Genomic DNA, 19,759 nt, shown 5'->3' with positions numbered 1-19,759 from the left:
AAGGCAAACTAAAAAGTATCGTCACTTCGAAATGTAGCGCAGTGAAGTGAGAAGTCTCCTAAACGATAAGTCGAGAAGTTGTTACAAATAGGGAGACCTCTCGCCAAAAGGCATCGAGGTGACGTTTCCTAAGAGGGGATTTCGCACACTGAAGAGATTCAAGGTGAAGGCAAACTAAAAAGTATCGTCACTTCGATACTTAACGCAGTGAAGTGAGAAGTCCCCTAAACGCTAAGTCGAGAAGTTGTTACAAATAGGGAGACCTCTCGCCAAAAGGCATCGAGGTGACGTTTCCTAAGAGGGGATTTCTCACCCTAAAGGGATTCGAAATGACCAAAGACTACTGCCCATACTTCTTCCACCAATGCTGAAATACAATCAGTCCCCAGATACGGGCATGCACATCGCCAGGGTTGGAGGAGAACAGTTTCTTTTTCAACTTCCTGATTTCTTTAACATCAAAAATGCCTTGTTCTTCAATAAATGCATCGGCCAGCAAATCGTTTTTGATAGTATGCTGCATTTCGTTTCTGAACCATTTCAATAAAGGCACTTCAAAACCTTTTTTGGGTCGGTTATACAGCTCATCCGGCAGTATATCTTTAAAAGTATCCTGAACGATACGCTTTCTTATATCGCCATTGATCTTCGAGTCTGTTGGCAGCTGGAAGGCAAACTCTACCACCTCATGATCTAAAAACGGCACCCGTACTTCCAGTGCGTTGGCCATGCTCATGCGGTCTACTTTGGTGAGCATATCATCCGGTAATACCAGCTTGGCATCTGTCAGCAGCAGGTCGTTAATGGCTTCCTTGTCGGGAATGTCTTTCAATATCCCGGACTTAAATTTTGAATACTGCTCCTTGTCCAGGTTCTCCCTACTGGACTGACTCAATAGGTTAGCAGCTGCCTGCTCAGAAGCAAAGCCTGCCCAGCTCCAATAACGCTCCTTGCTGCTCATGCTCATGCCTTTGCTAAAGCGGTGCAGCTGCCTGAATTTATTGGTTAAGCTGTTATTTCTTGACTTGGGCAGCAAATACCACAGTGGCTGCAATGCTTTAACGGCACTAGCCGCACCACCATCATTGATGATCTTCAAAAAGGCAGTGTGCTTATTATAACCCGCAAAAAGCTCGTCAGCACCATCACCACTCAAGGCGACAGTAGCATGCTTCCGGGTCTCTTGCGACAGTATGTAAACCGCAATGGCAGAAGAATCAGCAAAAGGCTCATCGATATAATCGAGGATGTCGCCAACATGCTTGTACAGGTCTGAATTCGTTAAAGAGAAAACGGTATGTTCGCTACCTATCTTTTTGGCTACGGCTTGCGCATATTCTGTTTCGTCAAAGAACTTCTCATCTTTAAAACCTATAGAGAAAGTATGAAGGTCATCTTTGTGCTTTTTGGCCAGGGTGGCAATCACTGAAGAGTCAACACCGCCACTCAAAAATGAGCCTAACGGCACATCAGCCACCAATCGCTTTTGCACCGAGGCTTCCATCAGCTCGGCAAGCTTTTGTTTTTGCTGGTTGTAATCAAGCTTTGTATAGTTGGCTTTGTTATGCGGAATCTCATAATAGGGCTCATTGAGAAACTCCTGCGGTGTAAGGTGCAGGTAATACCCCGGAAGTAGCTTCTTTACAGATTTAAAGATAGTAGCAGGAGCGGGGATGTAATTGAGCTGCAGATAAGTATAAAGCCCAGTGTAGTCTATTTCTTTATTGATACCATATTGAATAATAGACTTCATTTCCGATGCGAAGAGCAATCGGTCATCATCTATCATAAAATACAGCGGCTTAATGCCCAGTCGGTCTCTAGCTATAAATAGACTTTTGTCTTTGTAATCATAAATGGCAAAAGCAAAGAAGCCATTGACCTTTTGCAGACATGCTTTGCCTTCCCTCATGTAAAGGTTCAGCAGCACTTCAGTGTCGGTCTCGGACTGAAATTTGACACCCTGATCTACAAGCTCCTTTCTTAGCGCTTTATAGTTATAAATCTCACCATTGAAGATAATGCAATACCTGCTTCCCAAATCCCACATGGGCTGGTGTCCTTCAGGACTCGGGTCGATAATGCTAAGCCTGCGGTGCCCGAGGGCAACAGTATTATCATTATAAATGTCCTGAAAGTCTGGGCCACGGCTGGATAAGGCAGCGGTCGCGTTAGCAGCGTTAACCATGCTAACCCGACCGACCATATTAAATGCATATACCCCCGTTATGCCACACATAGGCTACGGTTAAGCTAATTTTTTGTATTTGATTCTCTTTGGAGCTTCATCACCAAGACGTTGCTTGCGGTTCTCTTCATATTCAGTGAAGTTACCATCATACCAAACTACCTGTGAGTCGCCTTCAAATGCAAGGATGTGCGTACAAACTCTATCCAAAAACCATCTGTCGTGACTGATGATTACCGCGCAACCACCAAAATTCTCAAGGCCTTCTTCAAGTGCTCTTAATGTGTTAACATCAAGGTCATTGGTAGGTTCATCTAAAAGTAGGAGGTTGGCACCTTGCTTCAGGGCCATGGCCAAATGCAGTCTGCCGCGCATACCTCCAGAAAGCTCGCTCACTTTTTTCTGCTGCTCAGAGCCGTTGAAGTTGAACTTACTCACATAAGCACGGCTATTCATCTGCTTGCCGCCCATTTCTATGATCTCATTACCACCAGAAATGGCTTCCCAAACACTATGGTTAGGGTTTAAGTTATCATGCTCCTGATCTACATAAGCGATCTCAACAGTAGAACCTACCTCAAAAGTACCGGCATCAGGTTTCAGTTGTCCGGTGATCATTTTGAAGAGTGTGGTTTTACCAGCACCATTAGGCCCGATAATACCTACTATTCCTGCTTTTGGCAGATTAAATTCCAGATTTTCATATAATAATTTATCACCAAAGGCCTTAGATACTCCATGAGCCTCGATTACTTTATCACCCAATCTTGGTCCTGCTGGTATGTATAGCTCCAGCTTTTCTTCTCTTTCCTTAGTCTCTTGAGAAAGGAGTTTATCATAGGCGCTCAAACGAGCTTTGGCTTTGGCATGTCTACCTTTAGGAGACATTTTAGCCCACTCCAACTCCCGTTGTAAAGTCTTCTGTCTTTTAGACTCTGTCTTTTCTTCTTTAGCCAGTCTGTTTTGCTTCTGATCTAACCAAGAAGAGTAGTTGCCTTTCCATGGAATACCTTCACCACGATCAAGCTCAAGAATCCAGCCTGCTACATTGTCAAGGAAATATCTATCGTGAGTTACGGCTATTACCGTACCTGCATATTGTCTTAAATGTTGTTCTAACCAATGCACCGATTCAGCATCTAAATGGTTGGTAGGCTCATCTAATAAAAGCACATCTGGCTCCTGAAGTAATAATCGGCATAGGGCCACTCTTCTTTTCTCACCACCAGACAGGTGCTCGATCTTAGCGTCTCCGGGAGGTGTTCTTAGAGCATCCATAGCTCTTTCAAGCTTGCTATCCAGCTCCCAGGCATTCAGTTGATCTAATCGCTCCTGAACCTCGCCCTGCTTTTCTATCAGCTTCTCCATTTTATCCGGGTTCTCCAAAACATCCGGATCAGCGAATTTTTCATTGATTTCTTCAAACTCCCTTAAAAGCGCTACTGTTTCGGCAGCACCTTCTTCTACCACTTCTTTTACAGTTTTGCTTTTATCTAGCTGTGGTTCTTGCTCTAAAAGCCCGATAGAGTAACTACCATCGAAAACAACCTCTCCCTGATAGTTATTGTCAATCCCTGCTATTATTCTCAAAAGAGAAGACTTACCAGAACCGTTGAGTCCTAAAACGCCAATCTTAGCGCCATAAAAGAAGGATAGGTAGATATTTTTTAATACTTGTTTACTTGGTGGGTAGGTCTTGTTGACCCCAGCCATTGAAAAGATTATTTTCTCGTCACTCATAATTCAGTCGATATACTTGTAATTGTCAAACAAATTTATTCTTTTGATAGAGATTGCTTCAATGTAGATGAAATATTATTCTATTAAAAAATCGAAAATTTTTTAAACTTTTGAAAATATCATCACGTTGCAGACAATAAGTGATAAAATCAGAAGTTGAAATAAATAGATAAAAAGTTTGATTTGTGCTTTAAAATTTTACTTTTGCAAAAAATTTAAAAGGCAAAATCATAGGAGGATTATACTATGTACTGGACACTAGAATTAGCATCATATCTTGAAGATGCACCTTGGCCCGCAAGTAAAGACGAATTGATAGATTTCTCTATCCGTACCGGAGCGCCTCTTGAGGTTGTAGAAAACCTTCAGGAACTGGAAGACGATGGGCAGCCTTTCGAAAATATCGAAGAAATTTGGCCGGACTATCCGACCAAAGAAGACTTCTTCTTTAATGAAGATGAGTATTAAATACTAAAGAGATTTAAGGCCATCCCGACTCATCGCGATGGCTTTTTTATTCCTTCATTAGCGCTTCCGCGATTATCAAATCTTCAGGTGTAGTTATTTTAATATTGGCATAGCTGCCTTCGAATAACGAAATTTTAAAACCTGCTCGCTCAGCCACACTGGCATCGTCTGTTAAACTTGCTTCTTCTTTAATATCATAAGCGGCCTTTATCATAGCAAGATCAAAGGTCTGTGGGGTTTGAATTAGCCTGTAGTCAGAGCGGTCTACGGCTTTGGTTGTATCCTGATTTGTTATGCGTATCGACTCTTTTAATCGCACAGCAGCCACAGCGCTCTTATGCACTGCTGCAAGGTGATAGGAGGCGCCAATAATATCTTTACCAACCAATGGTCTAACGCCATCATGAATGGCTACAAGGCCTTCTGTGTCGTTAATTTTAGCAAGACCATTTTTAACCGACTGAAATCTGGAGTCACCACCAGTAGCTATTGTCACCGGCACTTGATAGCTGAATTTAGAACACAGGGACTTCCAAATCTCCACCTCATCTGGAGGTAGCACTAAAATGATCTGCACCTCTGAAGAATAAGTAACAAATGCATTGATGGTATGCATCAAGATGGGCAAGCCTGCTACTTCAATAAATTGTTTTGAAGTGACATTATTCATTCTTGTGCCTTTACCACCGGCCACTATTATTGCGTATTCTTTCATTGTATATAGGGTATAAAAAAAACGTCATCTCGAACTCCATGAGAGATCTCCCTTAGATGTAGGGGATTTCTCGTTAGTACTCGAAATGACGTCTAATTTAATGAATCTTTGGCTACTATACGATCAACATCGCATCACCATAAGTCAAGAATCTGTATTTCTCTTTCTTAGCAACTTCGTAAGCTTCTCTTACTAAATCATAACCTCCAAAAGCACAAGCCATCATTAATAATGTAGATTCAGGCATGTGGAAGTTTGTGATCATAGCGTTACAAATTTTGAACTCGTAAGGAGGGAAGATAAACTTATCGGTCCATCCTGACTTAGGCTTCAATCTGTCGCTTGCAGAAACTGCTGATTCTAATGAACGCATTGTTGTAGTACCGATAGCACATACTTTCTTCTTGTTGTCCAAAGCGTTGTTGACGATGTCAACAGTCGGCTGAGCAACTTCGAAGTTCTCTGAGTCCATTTTATGTTTTGTTAAATCTTCTACATCAACAGGTCTGAAAGTACCTAATCCGATGTGAAGCGTAATGCTAGGCATTTTAACACCAAGAATTTCTAATCTTTTTAGTAATTGTGGTGTGAAGTGAAGACCTGCGGTAGGAGCTGCAACCGCACCTTTTGCCTTAGCATAGATCGTTTGAAAACGCTCTTTATCATCTGGCTCAGCTTCTCTTTTGATGTATTTTGGAAGTGGTGTTTCTCCTAAGCTATCAATTGTATTGTAAAATTCTTCATCTGTTCCATCAAATAAGAATCTGATGGTTCTGCCTCTTGAAGTGGTGTTATCAATAACCTCAGCTACAAGATCACCTTCTCCAAAATATAATTTGTTTCCTACCCTGATTTTTCTGGCTGGGTCAACCAAAACGTCCCAAAGGTGCATTTCTGGGTTAAGTTCTCTCAAAAGGAAAACTTCAATTTTAGCACCTGTTTTTTCTTTGTTGCCATAAAGGCGAGCTGGAAATACCATGGTGTCATTGTTGACCATTACATCACCATCTTCAAAATAGTTAACTACATCTTTAAAGACTTTATGCTCAATTTCTCCCGTTTTTTTGTGTAAAACCATTAAACGAGATTCATCTCTGTTTTCTGCCGGATATAAGGCTACATGACCAGTCGGTAAGTCGAACTTGAATTCTGATAATTTCATATTTAATATTACGGTATTAAATAATTTTAAAAGAGTTTTTAAAATTAGGACGCAAAGATAAAGATATCCGTGACTTTTAGGATACTATTGTAAAATACTTTTATAGCATCAGATAGCAACGTGTTAGTATTCAGACTCATATTAGAAAGTTTCAGGTTCGCATGGAATGCGCTTAAGATGAATATCTTGAGAACAGTACTTTCATTGCTTGGTGTTACCGTAGGTATTTTTGCTATTATAGCTGTTTTTACTATCGTTGATTCACTCGAGAAGAATGTAAAGCAAAGCTTTGATTTTCTTGGTTCTGGGGTGATTTATGTTGATAAATGGCCCTTCACTGCCGACTCTAACGGGGAGTACAAATGGTGGGATTTCTGGAGAAGACCAAACCCAAGTTACAATGAGTTTAAGGTGTTAGAGGCTAACCTTAAGAACAAATCAGCCATTTCAATCTTTGCCGATGCCAATAATGTGGTGCTCAAGCGAGGCAACAACAGTTTCTATGAAACGAAATTCATTGGTGGAAGCTATGGCTATAAAGATATAGTTGAATTGGACATTGCTGATGGCCGCTACTTTTCTCCAAGTGAAGTAGCTGGAGCAAGAAACGTGACCATAATAGGAGCTGATATCGCTGAGGCACTATTTCCTAATGGACAAAACCCTGTTGGCAAAGAGATCAAGATTAGAAATAAGAAGTTTTTTATTATCGGGACTCTGAAAAAGGAGGGTGAAAGCTTTTTGGGTTTTGAGAGTAAGGACACCAATTGCATAGTCCCATATGATGCCTTTCGAACAATGTATACTACAGGTACGGGTAGCTATAATGAAAGAGGTTCTACCATAGCCATTAAAGGTCATGATCAGGATATTGGATTGATAGAGCTTGAAGGTGAAGTGACGGGATTTTTGCGTACGAGAAGAGGGCTAAAGCCAAAGGAGGATGACAATTTTGCGCTTAACCGACCTGAGGCAATTGCCAATGTTTTATCAGGTGTATTTGATGTGTTTGGCATTGCTGGTTGGATCATTGGAGGATTCTCTATCCTCGTGGGTGGGTTTGGTATAGCCAATATCATGTTCGTTTCTGTAAAAGAAAGAACCTCTATTATAGGTGTGCAGAAATCATTGGGCGCACAGAATTACTTCATTCTTTTCCAATTCTTATTCGAATCAGTATTCTTAAGTGTGATTGGAGGTTTGGGAGGATTATTCCTTGTAATGCTCATCACCTTTATTCCTATGGGTTCTTTGGAAGTTACGCTTACGCTTAAGAATATCGTTCTTGGCTTGGGTGTGTCAGCCATTATAGGTACAGTTTCCGGAATTGTACCTGCAGCTCTAGCAGCAAGGCTCGATCCGGTGATAGCGATCAGAAGCTAACTTTCTTCCTTTAATATTACAGATTTCCTTACACGCCTTATTTATGGCAAGGTGTTGATCATTTTGTAGATTCTAATTTAAATAGATTTGACTTCTATTAATTTAAAAATTGAAGAATGAGAAAATTACAATATTTATTGGTTGTCTTTTTAATAGGACTCATGAGCTGTGGCTCTGATGATGATGGCGGTACGCCAAATAAGATATTAATCAATGGTGATGCTTTTGAGACTAATTTCAATTCAATAACAGGGGTAGCACAAGATGGTGAAGGGCATGCAGGCATTTCATTTAGCAGTGTTACTACTTCTGGAGATAGCAAGACATTGACTATTGATGTAGAGTATGATGGCACCTCAAAACTTGGTGGCACCTATAGTTTTCCACAGGGTGATAACTTATACCTCGATGATTTTTTAACTAACTATTCGGTATTTGTAGGCTCATCTTATGATGGCACAAACCTTAGTGAAGGCACTGTAACAGTCACAAAAAATAACGGAGACAATTACACAGTTGAGATGGACTTGCTAATGGATGATGGCACTACATTTACAGGAACTATCACAGCTGATTTTATCGTGACATTCAATAATGGATGATAGAAAAATCGTTATTACAAAAAAGCCCTTTCAATATTGAAAGGGCTTTTTTTATGCTATTCTTTAGCAGCGATTGGTTTGTCTAGCACATCGCCAGTTATCTTTTCCTTAATTTTTTTCTCCAGTTCTTCCATTAGTTCGGGGTTGTCCTCAATAAGCCCTTTTACTGTATCTCTACCCTGACCAAGTTTGTTGCCTCCATAAGAGAACCACGATCCTGCCTTGTTTATAATGTCAAGCTCAACAGCAAGGTCAATGATCTCTCCTGCTTTAGAAATTCCTTTTCCGAACATTATATCAAACTCCACAACCTTGAAAGGAGGTGCAACCTTGTTCTTAACTACCTTAACTCTGGTTCTATTACCTATCATATCTCCAGCGCCTTCTTTAATCTGACCTATTCTTCTAATATCTAAACGTACAGAAGCGTAGAATTTAAGTGCATTACCACCAGTAGTTGTTTCTGGGTTGCCAAACATCACACCGATCTTCTCACGAAGCTGATTGATGAAAATACAAGAGCAGCCGGTTTTATTGATAGTACCAGTTAATTTTCTTAATGCCTGTGACATCAAACGAGCCTGTAGGCCCATTTTGCTATCACCCATCTCACCTTCTAATTCACCTTTAGGTACCAATGCAGCAACAGAGTCAATAACAATAATGTCAATGGCGCCAGAGCGAATTAAATGCTCTGCTATCTCAAGTGCCTGCTCTCCACTGTCTGGCTGAGAGATCAGTAAGTTCTCTGTGTCAATACCCAACTTCTCAGCATAACTCTTATCAAAGGCATGTTCAGCATCAATAAACGCTGCTAATCCACCTGCTTTTTGAGCTTCTGCAATACAATGCATTGAAAGAGTAGTCTTACCTGAAGATTCAGGACCATAGATTTCAACAACTCTTCCTCTTGGTATTCCACCTATGCCTAAGGCAATATCAAGACCTAATGAACCAGTTGAAATGGCAGGAACATCAAGAACCTTTTCATCACTCAACTTCATAACGGCACCTTTACCGTATGTTTTTTCTAGTTTGTCGATGGTTAGTTGAAGGGCTTTTAATTTCTGTTCTTTCTCGCTCATTGTTCTCTTGAATTATTGTGAATTATGAGCGGTGAAGTTAATAAGATATGGCCATAATAACGCCAGCAGCTAGTAAAAAATCTTATCTCAATTGGCAAGAAGAAGTGCCCGGCTCTTTATATATTGCGACAAATTAAAAACAATGCGTTTCAGACTCCTTTTTTTGATACTTATTGGCACTGGCAGTCTTCAGGCTCAGCTAAATAACACCATGTTTGAGCAGCGTAATGCAGTGGTAGAAAGTGATTCCAATACACTTGGCCTGACGCTGCGCACGTTAGCTTTCAATAAAAACAATGAATATTTCAGCAAGATAGCAGATGGTTATACACTATTTGGCTATCAAATAAATCCATCACTTTACTATCAGCCTACCAGGAATACAAGGTTTGATATTGGGGTATATCTCCAAAAGGACTTTGGTAATGATGACTATTCAGAAATACAACCAACTTTCACCTTCTCCCATACTTTTGGTGATTCCAAATTGGTAATTGGCACGTTAGAAGGGAGCCTTTCACACAGATTGATAGAACCTTTATATGACTTTGAAAGAGTTATGGTCAATCGGCTTGAAAATGGGTTGCAGTTTACTGTCAACAACAACTGGATATTTCTTGATACCTGGATCGACTGGCAGAATATGCTGTATGTTGGAGAAGACGATCAGGAGGAGGTAACAGGGGGGCTTTCGATGAATTATATATTGATGGATAAGGACTTTAAGATATCCATACCAGTACAGATGGTTGTGACGCATGTCGGGGGGCAAATTGATAGTAGCCCGATGCCACTGCAGACTTATGTTAATAGTGCTTTGGGTTTAATGCTTGACTTTCATAATGGACGTGATGGGTTTGTTACAGGAGCCAGAGTCGATGGTTACTATACAGGCTACAAAGATTTTTCTACAGATCAGTTGAGGCCGTTTAAAGATGGGAGTGGAGTAATGTTGAATGCTACAATTTTCACAAAAATGCATTTGGATATAATGGCCAGTTACTGGAAGGGTAATGAATTCTTGACCATTCAGGGTGGGAAGCTTTATCCGTCAGAGTCAAGCACCTTTAAAAACCCTTTCCATATAGAGGAGCAAAGGGAGCTGTTGATTTTAAGATTGATGCACAATCTGAAGCTGGCAGATGGACTGGTACTTTCTGGCAGATTTGAGCCCTACTTTGATTTATTGAATAATCGCTTCGAATTCTCGCATGCGTTATACTTAAATTATAACACCGACTTTAAACTACTTAAGAACGCCCGTAAATAGTTAATATGAAAAAGCGAATCGGCTTAATTGTATTAATCATTATTGCCATTCTGGTCATCTTTAATTTCGACTTGATCAGGTATGGTATTCGTCAGGCATCGGGTCAAATACACATAATCTATAATGCAAGGCCAGTTGAGCAGTATTTAAACGATTCTACGGTATCGCAAGAGGTGAAAGACAAGCTCAGGCTTGTTGATGACGTTAAAGCTTTTGCTCACGAGCGATTGCACCTGGCAGAGACAGATAATTATACAGAGATGTATGATCAGCAGGGTAAGCCTGTCTTATGGGTGGTTACCGGTTGTGAGCCTTTTAGTTTTCAACCGTATCAATGGACATTTCCTGTTCTGGGCTCAGTTCCTTACAAGGGGTTTTTCAAAAAGCATTTGGCTGATCAGGAACTTGAAGTAATAAAGAGTAAAGGGCTTGATGCTGGCATGCGTACTGTTGGGGGCTGGTCAACGCTTGGATGGTTTAACGATCCTATTCTTAGCGAAATGCTGAATCGCAGTAATGGTGATCTGGCTAATCTGATAATTCATGAACTTGTTCATTCAACAATTTTTGTGAAAGACAGCGTTGAGTTTAATGAAAATCTTGCATCCTTCATTGCTGATAAAGGAACACTTATATATATGAGTGAAAAGTATGGTACGGATTCTGATGAAATGAAAAGTTATATCAACGAGGAAAATGATAATAAAAAGTTCATCAAGCATATGTTAACGGGTTATGATATTCTTAATAGCTTGTATTTGAGTTTTGATGGAGTTCCTGATGAACAGAAATTGAGCAAAAAGGAGGAAGCCATTAAATCTATCATCAATAACTTGGATACACTTAAACTGTATAATGATAATCGGCTGAGTAACTTCAAAGGGTTTGTCCCCAATAACACTTATTTCATGTCTTTTAAAAGGTATCAGTCGAAACAAGGTAAATTAGATAGCCTTTTCAATAAGGAATTTGATCAGGAACTCGTTAATTTTATCGAATATTTAAAAAATAAGCATCCATACCTATGAAAACCTTCAAATCAATAAGCAATTGGTTTTTGAAATTAGGAGCTCTAGTTATTCTTATATCTATGGCTCGTGAGGAGGATGTTGCGTCTAAAGTTGGGGATTACAGAGTAATACCTAATACGAGTTTTTTTAGAGGTGAGGTGATTGATTACAAAGTGCACTATGGCTTTGTAAATGCCGCAGAAGCTCAGATGGTTATCCATGATGATCTGCATGATATCAATGGCCGTAAGTGCTACAAGATCGATGTGCATGGAAAGTCAATAGGTATGTTTGACCTATTTCTCAGAATAAGAGACAATTGGGGTACCTATTTAGATACCGCTTCTATCATTCCGCAAAAGGCATATCGAAAAATTGAAGAAGGAAAGTACCGTAAGCACGAGATTGTAGATTTTGATCATGATAATGAACAAGTAAGAGTTCATACTTATCATTTTAAGAAAAAGGAATGGAAGCCCATTGAGAAGTTTGATATACCTAAGTACGCTCAGGACATGGTGAGCGGATACTACTATCTGAGAACTGTAGATTTCAAAACGCTTAAGGAAAATGAGATTATAAAAATGAAGGCCTTTTTTGATGATGAGGTTTACGACTTTAAAATAAAGTTTTTAGGGCGCGAAGAGGTTAAAACTAAACTGGGTGTAATTCGCTCAATTGTAATTTCTCCGATCATGCCAGAAAACAGCCTGTTTGATGGAGAGAACTCCATTAGAGTTTGGATATCAGATGATAGAAATAAGGTACCATTAAAGGTGAAGGCCCAAATGTTTGTCGGCTCAGTCGAAATTGACGTCCAAAACTATAGTCAAGGAAAGATTAAGTAATTGTTAAGAAATAGCTTCTGTTTTTTTAATAATGCTTTTTCTGCATACTTTTAAATCCGATTTGACTGAGTACACCTCACTAAATATTTGAGCTATGGGAAACAAGCAAGAACACAAGGTGCTTGTTGTTGACGATGAGGAGGCAATATTAGAATTGCTGAAATATAACCTTGAAAAACAGGGTTATACTGTTAAGACAGCTCCAGACGGAGTAAAAGGCGTTGAAATTGCCAAAAAGTTTCTTCCTGATGTTGTTTTATTGGACATCATGATGCCTAAGCAGGACGGTGTGGAAACCTGCCGCCAGCTGCGCGAAATACCTGAAATGGCTAATGCATTCATTATATTCTTAACGGCACGTTCTGAAGAGTATTCAGAAGTAGCCGCATTTGATGTTGGTGCTGACGACTATATAACTAAGCCCATAAAGCCCCGGGCTTTAATGAGCAGGATAAGTGCTTATTTTAGAAGGGATGTGCAAAAGAAATCTGTAACTGATCAAATTTCTATTGGCGAGCTTTTAATTGATAGAAGCAGCTATACCATCAACCTTAAAGGGAAAGAGATTACACTGCCTAAAAAGGAATTTGAGTTACTTTATTTCCTTGCTCAGAACCCAAATAAAGTATTTGGCCGTGATGAGCTACTTCAAAACATTTGGGGGTCCGATGTTTATGTTCTTGCCAGAACAGTAGATGTACATATTAGAAAAGTACGCGAGAAAATAGGAGAAGAATTTATAACCACAGTTAAAGGTGTAGGTTATAAGTTTAGCTTAAATTAGAACATGGTTTACAGTTCCAGGGTTATTGCCTTGCTTTTGGCTACCTGTATAGCAGCCGTTACTTCTGCATTTCTTTCTTTATTTAATGAAGTGGGTGCGACTGCATTGGTTGTAACCGGACTCATCAGTTTTTCTGTTAGCTACCTTTTAGGATTTATAATTCTTGAGTTTCTGATTTTTAGAGAGATTGATAAGATCTATAACTTGTTTGATAAGCTTCGTAAAAAGGAACTGAAGACTATTGATACATTCAAGTCCAACCCACTAAATCCGCTTAAAAAGATCAATGATGAAATCTTTAGCTATGCTGCTCTCAAGCAGAAGGAGATAGATGAGCTTAAAAAGATTGAAGCATTTAGAAGAGAGTTTATTGCTGATGTTAGTCATGAGCTTAAAACACCAATTTTTGCAGCACAGGGATTTGTTCATACTTTATTAGATGGGGCGGTAAAGGATAAGACGGTAAGAACCCGTTTCCTTAAAAGAGCGGCCAAGAGTCTTGACGGTTTAGATATGTTGGTGCAAGACCTGTTAACATTATCTCATATTGAGACAGGCGAGATTAAAATGCACTTTGAATATTTTGATATCAAAGGTCTTGTTACTGATATCATTGATCAGTTTGAAAATAAAGCGGAAAAGAAAGAGATCAAGATTTCCTTTGCACCTGATACTCCCGATTTGGTTACTGTTTATGGTGACTGGCAGCGAATCAATCAGGTGATGAACAACCTGATTAGTAATGCCATTAAATATACCAATGAAGCTGGTGATGTTGAGGTTGGTTTTAGAATTACAAAGAATGATGTCACCACTTATGTTAAAGATACGGGTGAGGGCATTCCTTCTGATGATGTGAAAAGGATCTTCGAGAGATTTTATAGAGTAGATAAGAGTAGATCAAGAGAAAAAGGAGGCACCGGTTTGGGTTTGGCCATTGTTAAACATATTCTGGAAGAGCATAAATCGAAAATTGAAGTGAAAAGCACATTTGGTAAAGGCTCTGAGTTTAGTTTTAAATTGACTAAAGGAAAAGAAGAACCTCTCTTTGCAAATTAGTCCTTTCAAAAGCGACAATTATTTACCTTTGCCTAATGGCTCAAAAAATCAAGTTTAGAGATTTAGTGATATGGGAAGATGAGGACTATTGGGTAATCAATAAGCCGCCATTTATTTCCACGTTAGAAGATAGGGCGCTATCTATAAACATACTAAGTCTTGCAAGGGAAGAGAATCCTGCTGCTCAGGTTTGTCATAGATTAGACAAGGAAACTTCCGGAGCACTGATTATCGCTAAGAATCCAGAGGCATACCGTCATATGTCTATGCAGTTTGAAGCTCGCAAGGTAGAAAAGGTGTATCATGCGGTGGCAGATGGTATTCATGACTTTAATGATGAGGTAAAGCAGGATAAGATTCTGAAATTGTCAAACGGGACGGTGAAGATTGATAGGGCAGGTAAGGAGGCGACTACTACCTTGAATACTCTACAGGCCTATAAGTTTCACACACTGGTGGAATGCAAACCTTTAACGGGAAGAATGCACCAGATAAGAATACATTTAGCACATACTAGTGCATCTATTACTGGCGATACTACCTATGGTGGTAAACTATTCTACTTGTCAAGTGTAAAAAAGAAGTTTAATCTTAAGAAAGAAGTAGAAGAGCAGCCTCTTATTAAAAGACTGGCTTTACATGCCTATTTATTATCTTTTGACACATTAAAAGGAAAAAGAGAAGTGGTTAATGCGGCCTACCCAAAAGATTTTAAGGTATTGGTGCATCAACTAGAGAAGAATAAGTAAATATTTGCTGGTGTATGTTGGAATTAAGAATATATCAATATATCTTTGCAGTCCCTTTTTAAGGGAGAACTATATATTGTCAAAAAATAAAGCTTCAAAAGCGTGGATACTTTAAGTTATAAAACCATTTCTGCCAACAAAGCAACTGTTGAGAAAAGTTGGGTGGTAGTAGATGCAGATTCAAAAATATTAGGAAGACTTGCGAGTGAAGTCGCAATGATCATAAGAGGTAAGAATAAGCCTTCTTTTACTCCTAATGTTGATTGTGGTGACAACGTAATTGTTGTTAATGCAGACAAAGTAAAAATGACTGGGAAAAAGTGGACTGACAAAGTTTACGTTTCTCACACTGGATATCCAGGTGGTCAGAAGAAAACAACTCCTAATGAGTTGAAAGCTAAATCATCTGCTTTACTAGTTGAGCGTGCTGTGAGAGGTATGCTACCAAAAAACAGATTAGGCAGCGCATTATTTGGCAATCTATATGTTTATGAAGGTGCCGAGCACCCACATGAGGCTCAACAACCCAAAGAAATTAAATTATAATAATGGAAGTAATAAGTTCAATAGGAAGAAGAAAGACTTCGGTAGCTAGAATTTATGTAACTGCCGGAAAAGGTGATATTACTGTGAACAATAGAAATGTTCAAGATTACTTTCCTGCAGGTATCTTACAGACTATCGTTCGTCAACCATTAAATACCGTAGAACAAGACGGTAACTTCGACATTAAGGTAAATGTTGATGGTGGAGGTCCTGCTGGTCAGGCAGAGGCTATTCGTCTTGCCATCTCTCGTGCATTGGTAGATATCGATCCTGAACACAGAGGTGCTTTGAAAAAAGAAGGATTCTTAACTAGAGATCCAAGAATGGTCGAGCGTAAGAAATACGGTCGTAGAAAAGCAAGAAGAAGATTCCAGTTCAGTAAGCGTTAATATTTTCGCAACTGATCTGCTAGAAGAGAAAACAATTAATATTAATGGCAAATAAATTAGAGTACAACGACTTACTAGATGCTGGTGTTCACTTTGGACACTTAACGAGAAAGTGGGATCCCAAAATGGCTCCATATATATTTATGGAGAAGAACGGTATCCACATTATCGATCTACACAAAACCATTGAGTGCCTCGACAAAGCATCTTATGCACTTAAGAACATCGTTAGATCAGGAAGAAAAGTTCTTTTTGTAGCTACAAAGAAACAAGCGCAAGACATTGTTACTGAAGAAGCAAAAAGACTTAACATGCCTTTCGTAACCGACAGATGGTTAGGTGGTATGTTAACAAACTTCGCAACTATCAGAAAATCATTGAAAAAAATGACTTCTATTGATAAGTTGATGAAGGATGAGGCTTACCTGAACTTAGCGAAGAGAGAAAGATTAATGATTTCTCGTGAGAAAGAGAAATTAGAAAGAGTACTAGGTGGTATCGCTGATCTTAACAGACTGCCAGCTGCACTTTTCGTAATTGACGTAAAAAGAGAGCACATCGCGGTTAAAGAAGCTCAAAAATTGAATATCCCTGTTTTCGCAATGGTAGATACAAACTCAGACCCTAGAGGTGTTGATTATGTAGTTCCTGCTAATGATGATGCATTCAAATCTATTTCATTAATCACGAAATATATTGGTGCCGTTATCGAGGAAGGCCTTGCTGAAAGGAAAAAAGATAAAGACGAAGCCAATCTTCAAAAAGAAGAGGAAGCTAAAAAAGCTGTAGATTCTACTGAAGAAGCGCCAGCAAAATAAATCACTTGATTTAACTCATTTAAAATTGAACATTGGTCAAGTGCTGGTGTTCAATTTTTCTTTAAGGACTAAACCATTTTTAAAAATATAATTACAAGACTATGGCTATCACAGCGCAAGACGTAAATAAGCTAAGACAAATGACAGGTGCAGGAATGATGGACTGCAAAAAAGCATTGACTGAAGCTGAAGGTGATTTTGATCAAGCAATTGACATTTTAAGAAAAAAGGGACAGAAAGTTTCTGCTTCTAGAGCTGACAGAGAAGTTACTGAAGGTTCTGTTTTCGTTAAAACAAATGATGATAATTCAGAAGGTGTTTTGATCGCTCTTAACTGCGAAACTGACTTTGTTGGTAAAAATGAAGAATTTATTGCTTTAGGAAACGCTATACTAGATGTGGCATTTACTTCTAATGCTGCTAGCACTGAAGAATTGATGAATCAATCAATTGGTAGCCTTACAGTAGCTGAGAAAATCACTGAGCTTGTTGGTAAAATTGGTGAGAAAATCGAAATCAGTCAGTATGTAAGAGTTTCTGGCGAAGCTGTTGTTCCTTATATCCACGCTGGTAACAAATTAGGAGTTCTTGTATCTCTTAAAGGTGTTAACGGTGCTGACGTACAGGATGCTGGTAAAGATGTAGGTATGCAAATTGCAGCTATGAACCCAGTAGCAGTAGACAAGGACGGAGTAGATGCTACTATCGTTGAAAAAGAACTTGAAATAGGTAAAGAGCAAGCATTAGCTGAGGGCAAGCCTGAAAATATCGTTGAGAAAATTGCTCAGGGTAAACTTCAGAAATTTTACAAAGACAACACTTTGTTGAACCAGCAGTTTGTTAAAGATAGCTCTTTAACTGTTGCAGCTTATCTTAACACTGTAACTTCAGGACTTACTGTTACAGAATTCAAAAGAGTTTCTATCGGTTAATTAATCGAAGATATATAAAACAAAAAGGAGGCTTAGTCCTCCTTTTTTGTTTTAAAAGCTTTATCAAAGGCCTCTTTTAGATCTTTACCTACCCGATCAATACCTTTTTCAAGGTCGTCAATCATTCCTTTATTATTGTCTTTGAAATTCTCAAAATCCTTTTTCAGCGTTTCACCATTTCTTTTCAACTCTTCAAATCTCTCAGAGTTTTTCGCTTTTTCGCCAGCATCTTTGATTTCCTTTAGAAGTTCATCTATTCGTTTGCCGAGATTTTTGAATAGATTTTCGGCCTTACCTTCAGGTCTTCGTCCCATATATTTTGAAGTTTGTATGTGAATTTATACGTAATAATGGAGAAAAGTTTAAATTAATATCATGTCTGATAATCAAAATCCAATAGAACATATTGCAAGCCTGATTGAATCTAAATCAGCTGTGAAACAAGAAGCATATAGAAAGCTTTGCAACAACTTCAAACTTTTGGAAAAGGAAGCAAAGATGGTTGTAAAGCAGATCAATGAAAAAATCTCAAAGAAGGACAAGGACATTATATTGGAAGTCGAATACATCAGTGATCAGGAGTTTCATATTCGAGCGGCTGGTGATTTATTAATCTTCATTATGCACACAAATATCATAGTGCTTGATGAAGCGCATGGCTTTAATAAATCTCCTTATGTTCAAGAGAATGCTCATAATAAATATCTGGGCCAAATCAATGTCTATAATTTTATGGCCGACTCATTGAAGTTTAACCGTCTCAATGATCCTGGATATCTTTTGGCCAGGTTGTTCATTAATCATGAAGGAAGGTTTTTGGTGGAAGGTGAAAGGCAGCTGAATTTTATGTTTGAGAATGTATCTGAAAAGCCTATTTCTAATTTTGATCTTAATGTAATCATTCAGCTTGTTATTAGCCAATCCATTGATAATGACTTAATTACATCACCATTTCCCAACATAAGAGTGATTTCGCTTAATCAAAAGATGGAAAAAACTCAGGCATTGGGTCCTGGTTATAAGATTGGCTTTCAGATGAGCTACACACAAAAGTTGGAATAGCTGAAAAATTCTAAATGTTCTCATTCTTGTTCGGCAGCATATATCACTATATTTGTAATGATATGCTTATCAATAAATCAAAAACGATTGTTTTCGGACTTTTACTAGTGTTTTTGCTAGGCGCTTGTGCATCTGGTAATAAACGAAATGGTAAGTTAAAAAAAGGTAAGCCTATCCCTTGTCCACAAAAAGACTGCTAATACATGAAGAAGATAGTTGTTGCAATAGATGGATACTCAGCTTGTGGGAAAAGCTCTACAGCTAAGCAGGTTGCTTCAATATTAGGCTACACTTACATTGACTCTGGAGCAATGTATCGCGCTGTAACCTTATACTTTGAGCAAAACCACATCAGCCTGACTAATGAGAGTGAAATAGCAAAGGCTCTTGAAAACATTGATATTACCTTTCTTGTTAATGCCAAAAGTGGTCTAAACGAGACCTACTTAAATGGGCTGAATGTGGAGGAGGAAATCAGGAAGATGTATATCTCAAACAAAGTAAGCCAGGTGAGCAGTATTAAGGCCGTTCGGGATGCTATGGTAGCACAGCAGCGTAAGCTCGGCAAGAAGAAAGGCGTGGTAATGGATGGCCGCGATATCGGCACAGTGGTTTTTAAGGATGCGGAGCTAAAAGTTTTTATGGTTGCTGACATTTATATTCGTGGAGCAAGACGCCAGGCAGAATATCTAGAAAAGAAGCAGTTGGTAGATTTGGAAGAGATATTAGAGAACTTAAAAACAAGGGATCATTTGGACACAACAAGGGAAGAAAGCCCCTTAAAACAGGCTGAAGATGCTGTTGTGGTTGATACCACTTTTAGAACATTAGAAGAACAAGTAGAAGAAGTTATAAATCTTGCTTTGAGTAAAATAATTGATACTTAAGTAGGTAGTGAATAGAAGCGTGAATTGCACGTTTTTTATTTGACTTAAATTGCGGTAATCGA

At 38.8% G+C, this 19,759-nt stretch carries 21 protein-coding genes; 15 read left to right on the top strand and 6 right to left on the bottom strand.

The window, feature by feature from the left end; all coding sequences use genetic code 11:
- Positions 1 to 340: 340 nt before the first annotated feature.
- Complete coding sequence (gene asnB, locus E1140_RS20565; protein ID WP_155188565.1) at positions 341 to 2,239, bottom strand: asparagine synthase (glutamine-hydrolyzing); 1,899 nt, start codon at positions 2,237 to 2,239, stop codon at positions 341 to 343.
- A gap of 9 nt (positions 2,240 to 2,248) precedes the next feature.
- Entirely contained in the window at positions 2,249 to 3,928 is a 1,680-nt protein-coding gene (ettA, locus tag E1140_RS20560) for an energy-dependent translational throttle protein EttA (RefSeq protein ID WP_155188563.1), read from the bottom strand.
- 246 nt (positions 3,929 to 4,174) lie between these two features.
- Between ettA and E1140_RS20555 the strand changes: the two genes are divergently transcribed.
- Positions 4,175 to 4,396 (top strand): DUF2795 domain-containing protein, encoded by a 222-nt coding sequence (locus tag E1140_RS20555; protein WP_155188561.1) that lies wholly within the window; start codon positions 4,175 to 4,177, stop codon positions 4,394 to 4,396.
- A 46-nt stretch (positions 4,397 to 4,442) separates the two neighbouring features.
- Here E1140_RS20555 and E1140_RS20550 read toward each other — a convergent pair whose 3' ends face one another.
- Entirely contained in the window at positions 4,443 to 5,111 is a 669-nt protein-coding gene (locus E1140_RS20550) for a 2-C-methyl-D-erythritol 4-phosphate cytidylyltransferase (protein ID WP_155188559.1), read from the bottom strand.
- A gap of 115 nt (positions 5,112 to 5,226) precedes the next feature.
- The gene (gene queA / locus E1140_RS20545; protein ID WP_155188557.1) at positions 5,227 to 6,273 is read right to left on the bottom strand and encodes a tRNA preQ1(34) S-adenosylmethionine ribosyltransferase-isomerase QueA; all 1,047 of its coding nucleotides are present in this window, start codon (positions 6,271 to 6,273) and stop codon (positions 5,227 to 5,229) included.
- 177 nt (positions 6,274 to 6,450) lie between these two features.
- Between queA and E1140_RS20540 the strand changes: the two genes are divergently transcribed.
- Together E1140_RS20540 and E1140_RS20535 are read left to right on the top strand one after the other, a co-directional pair.
- Positions 6,451 to 7,656, top strand: a complete 1,206-nt coding sequence (locus E1140_RS20540; protein WP_155188612.1) for an ABC transporter permease — start codon at positions 6,451 to 6,453, stop codon at positions 7,654 to 7,656.
- A 116-nt stretch (positions 7,657 to 7,772) separates the two neighbouring features.
- Positions 7,773 to 8,258 (top strand): hypothetical protein, encoded by a 486-nt coding sequence (locus E1140_RS20535; RefSeq protein ID WP_155188555.1) that lies wholly within the window; start codon positions 7,773 to 7,775, stop codon positions 8,256 to 8,258.
- A gap of 56 nt (positions 8,259 to 8,314) precedes the next feature.
- Here the strand turns inward: E1140_RS20535 and recA are convergent, their stop codons facing one another.
- Positions 8,315 to 9,343: a recombinase RecA gene (gene recA, locus E1140_RS20530; protein ID WP_155188553.1), complete on the bottom strand. Its 1,029-nt coding sequence runs from the start codon at positions 9,341 to 9,343 to the stop codon at positions 8,315 to 8,317.
- A 142-nt stretch (positions 9,344 to 9,485) separates the two neighbouring features.
- Here recA and E1140_RS20525 point away from each other — a divergent pair, with 142 nt between their 5' ends.
- The 10 genes from E1140_RS20525 to tsf all read left to right on the top strand — a co-directional run bounded on the left by E1140_RS20525 (position 9,486) and on the right by tsf (position 17,748).
- Positions 9,486 to 10,613: a hypothetical protein gene (locus E1140_RS20525; RefSeq protein WP_155188551.1), complete on the top strand. Its 1,128-nt coding sequence runs from the start codon at positions 9,486 to 9,488 to the stop codon at positions 10,611 to 10,613.
- 5 nt (positions 10,614 to 10,618) lie between these two features.
- Positions 10,619 to 11,641 carry an aminopeptidase gene (locus tag E1140_RS20520; protein WP_155188549.1) on the top strand — a complete coding sequence of 341 codons (1,023 nt, stop codon included), beginning with the start codon at positions 10,619 to 10,621 and terminating at the stop codon, positions 11,639 to 11,641.
- On the top strand, positions 11,638 to 12,471 hold the full coding sequence (locus E1140_RS20515) for a DUF3108 domain-containing protein (protein ID WP_246203076.1): 834 nt from the start codon (positions 11,638 to 11,640) through the stop codon (positions 12,469 to 12,471). The genes E1140_RS20520 and E1140_RS20515 overlap by 4 nt, the downstream gene beginning before the upstream one ends.
- A 94-nt stretch (positions 12,472 to 12,565) precedes the next feature.
- Positions 12,566 to 13,255, top strand: coding sequence for a response regulator transcription factor (locus E1140_RS20510; RefSeq protein ID WP_155188547.1), 690 nt, complete (start codon positions 12,566 to 12,568; stop codon positions 13,253 to 13,255).
- A gap of 3 nt (positions 13,256 to 13,258) precedes the next feature.
- Complete coding sequence (locus tag E1140_RS20505) at positions 13,259 to 14,314, top strand: sensor histidine kinase (RefSeq protein ID WP_155188545.1); 1,056 nt, start codon at positions 13,259 to 13,261, stop codon at positions 14,312 to 14,314.
- A 35-nt stretch (positions 14,315 to 14,349) separates the two neighbouring features.
- Complete coding sequence (locus E1140_RS20500; RefSeq protein WP_155188543.1) at positions 14,350 to 15,063, top strand: RluA family pseudouridine synthase; 714 nt, start codon at positions 14,350 to 14,352, stop codon at positions 15,061 to 15,063.
- Positions 15,064 to 15,165: 102 nt separating this feature from the next.
- The gene (gene rplM, locus E1140_RS20495) at positions 15,166 to 15,609 is read left to right on the top strand and encodes a 50S ribosomal protein L13 (RefSeq protein ID WP_185153700.1); all 444 of its coding nucleotides are present in this window, start codon (positions 15,166 to 15,168) and stop codon (positions 15,607 to 15,609) included.
- Between the two features lie 2 nt (positions 15,610 to 15,611).
- On the top strand, positions 15,612 to 15,998 hold the full coding sequence (gene rpsI, locus E1140_RS20490) for a 30S ribosomal protein S9 (RefSeq protein WP_155188541.1): 387 nt from the start codon (positions 15,612 to 15,614) through the stop codon (positions 15,996 to 15,998).
- Positions 15,999 to 16,042: 44 nt separating this feature from the next.
- Complete coding sequence (gene rpsB / locus E1140_RS20485) at positions 16,043 to 16,816, top strand: 30S ribosomal protein S2 (RefSeq protein ID WP_155188539.1); 774 nt, start codon at positions 16,043 to 16,045, stop codon at positions 16,814 to 16,816.
- Between the two features lie 101 nt (positions 16,817 to 16,917).
- Positions 16,918 to 17,748: a translation elongation factor Ts gene (gene tsf, locus E1140_RS20480; RefSeq protein ID WP_155188537.1), complete on the top strand. Its 831-nt coding sequence runs from the start codon at positions 16,918 to 16,920 to the stop codon at positions 17,746 to 17,748.
- A gap of 32 nt (positions 17,749 to 17,780) precedes the next feature.
- Here the strand turns inward: tsf and E1140_RS20475 are convergent, their stop codons facing one another.
- Complete coding sequence (locus tag E1140_RS20475; protein WP_155188535.1) at positions 17,781 to 18,062, bottom strand: hypothetical protein; 282 nt, start codon at positions 18,060 to 18,062, stop codon at positions 17,781 to 17,783.
- A 61-nt stretch (positions 18,063 to 18,123) separates the two neighbouring features.
- Here E1140_RS20475 and E1140_RS20470 point away from each other — a divergent pair, with 61 nt between their 5' ends.
- Both E1140_RS20470 and cmk read left to right on the top strand, forming a co-directional pair.
- The gene (locus E1140_RS20470; protein ID WP_155188533.1) at positions 18,124 to 18,810 is read left to right on the top strand and encodes a hypothetical protein; all 687 of its coding nucleotides are present in this window, start codon (positions 18,124 to 18,126) and stop codon (positions 18,808 to 18,810) included.
- A gap of 203 nt (positions 18,811 to 19,013) precedes the next feature.
- Complete coding sequence (gene cmk / locus E1140_RS20465) at positions 19,014 to 19,697, top strand: (d)CMP kinase (protein WP_155188531.1); 684 nt, start codon at positions 19,014 to 19,016, stop codon at positions 19,695 to 19,697.
- Positions 19,698 to 19,759: the final 62 nt, after the last annotated feature.

It is taken from the genome of Fulvivirga lutimaris (assembly GCF_009711525.1).
Classification (GTDB): Bacteria; Bacteroidota; Bacteroidia; order Cytophagales; family Cyclobacteriaceae; genus Fulvivirga; species Fulvivirga lutimaris.
The sequence above is the reverse complement of the archived record's forward strand: the minus strand, read 5'-3'. Positions and strand labels throughout refer to the sequence as shown.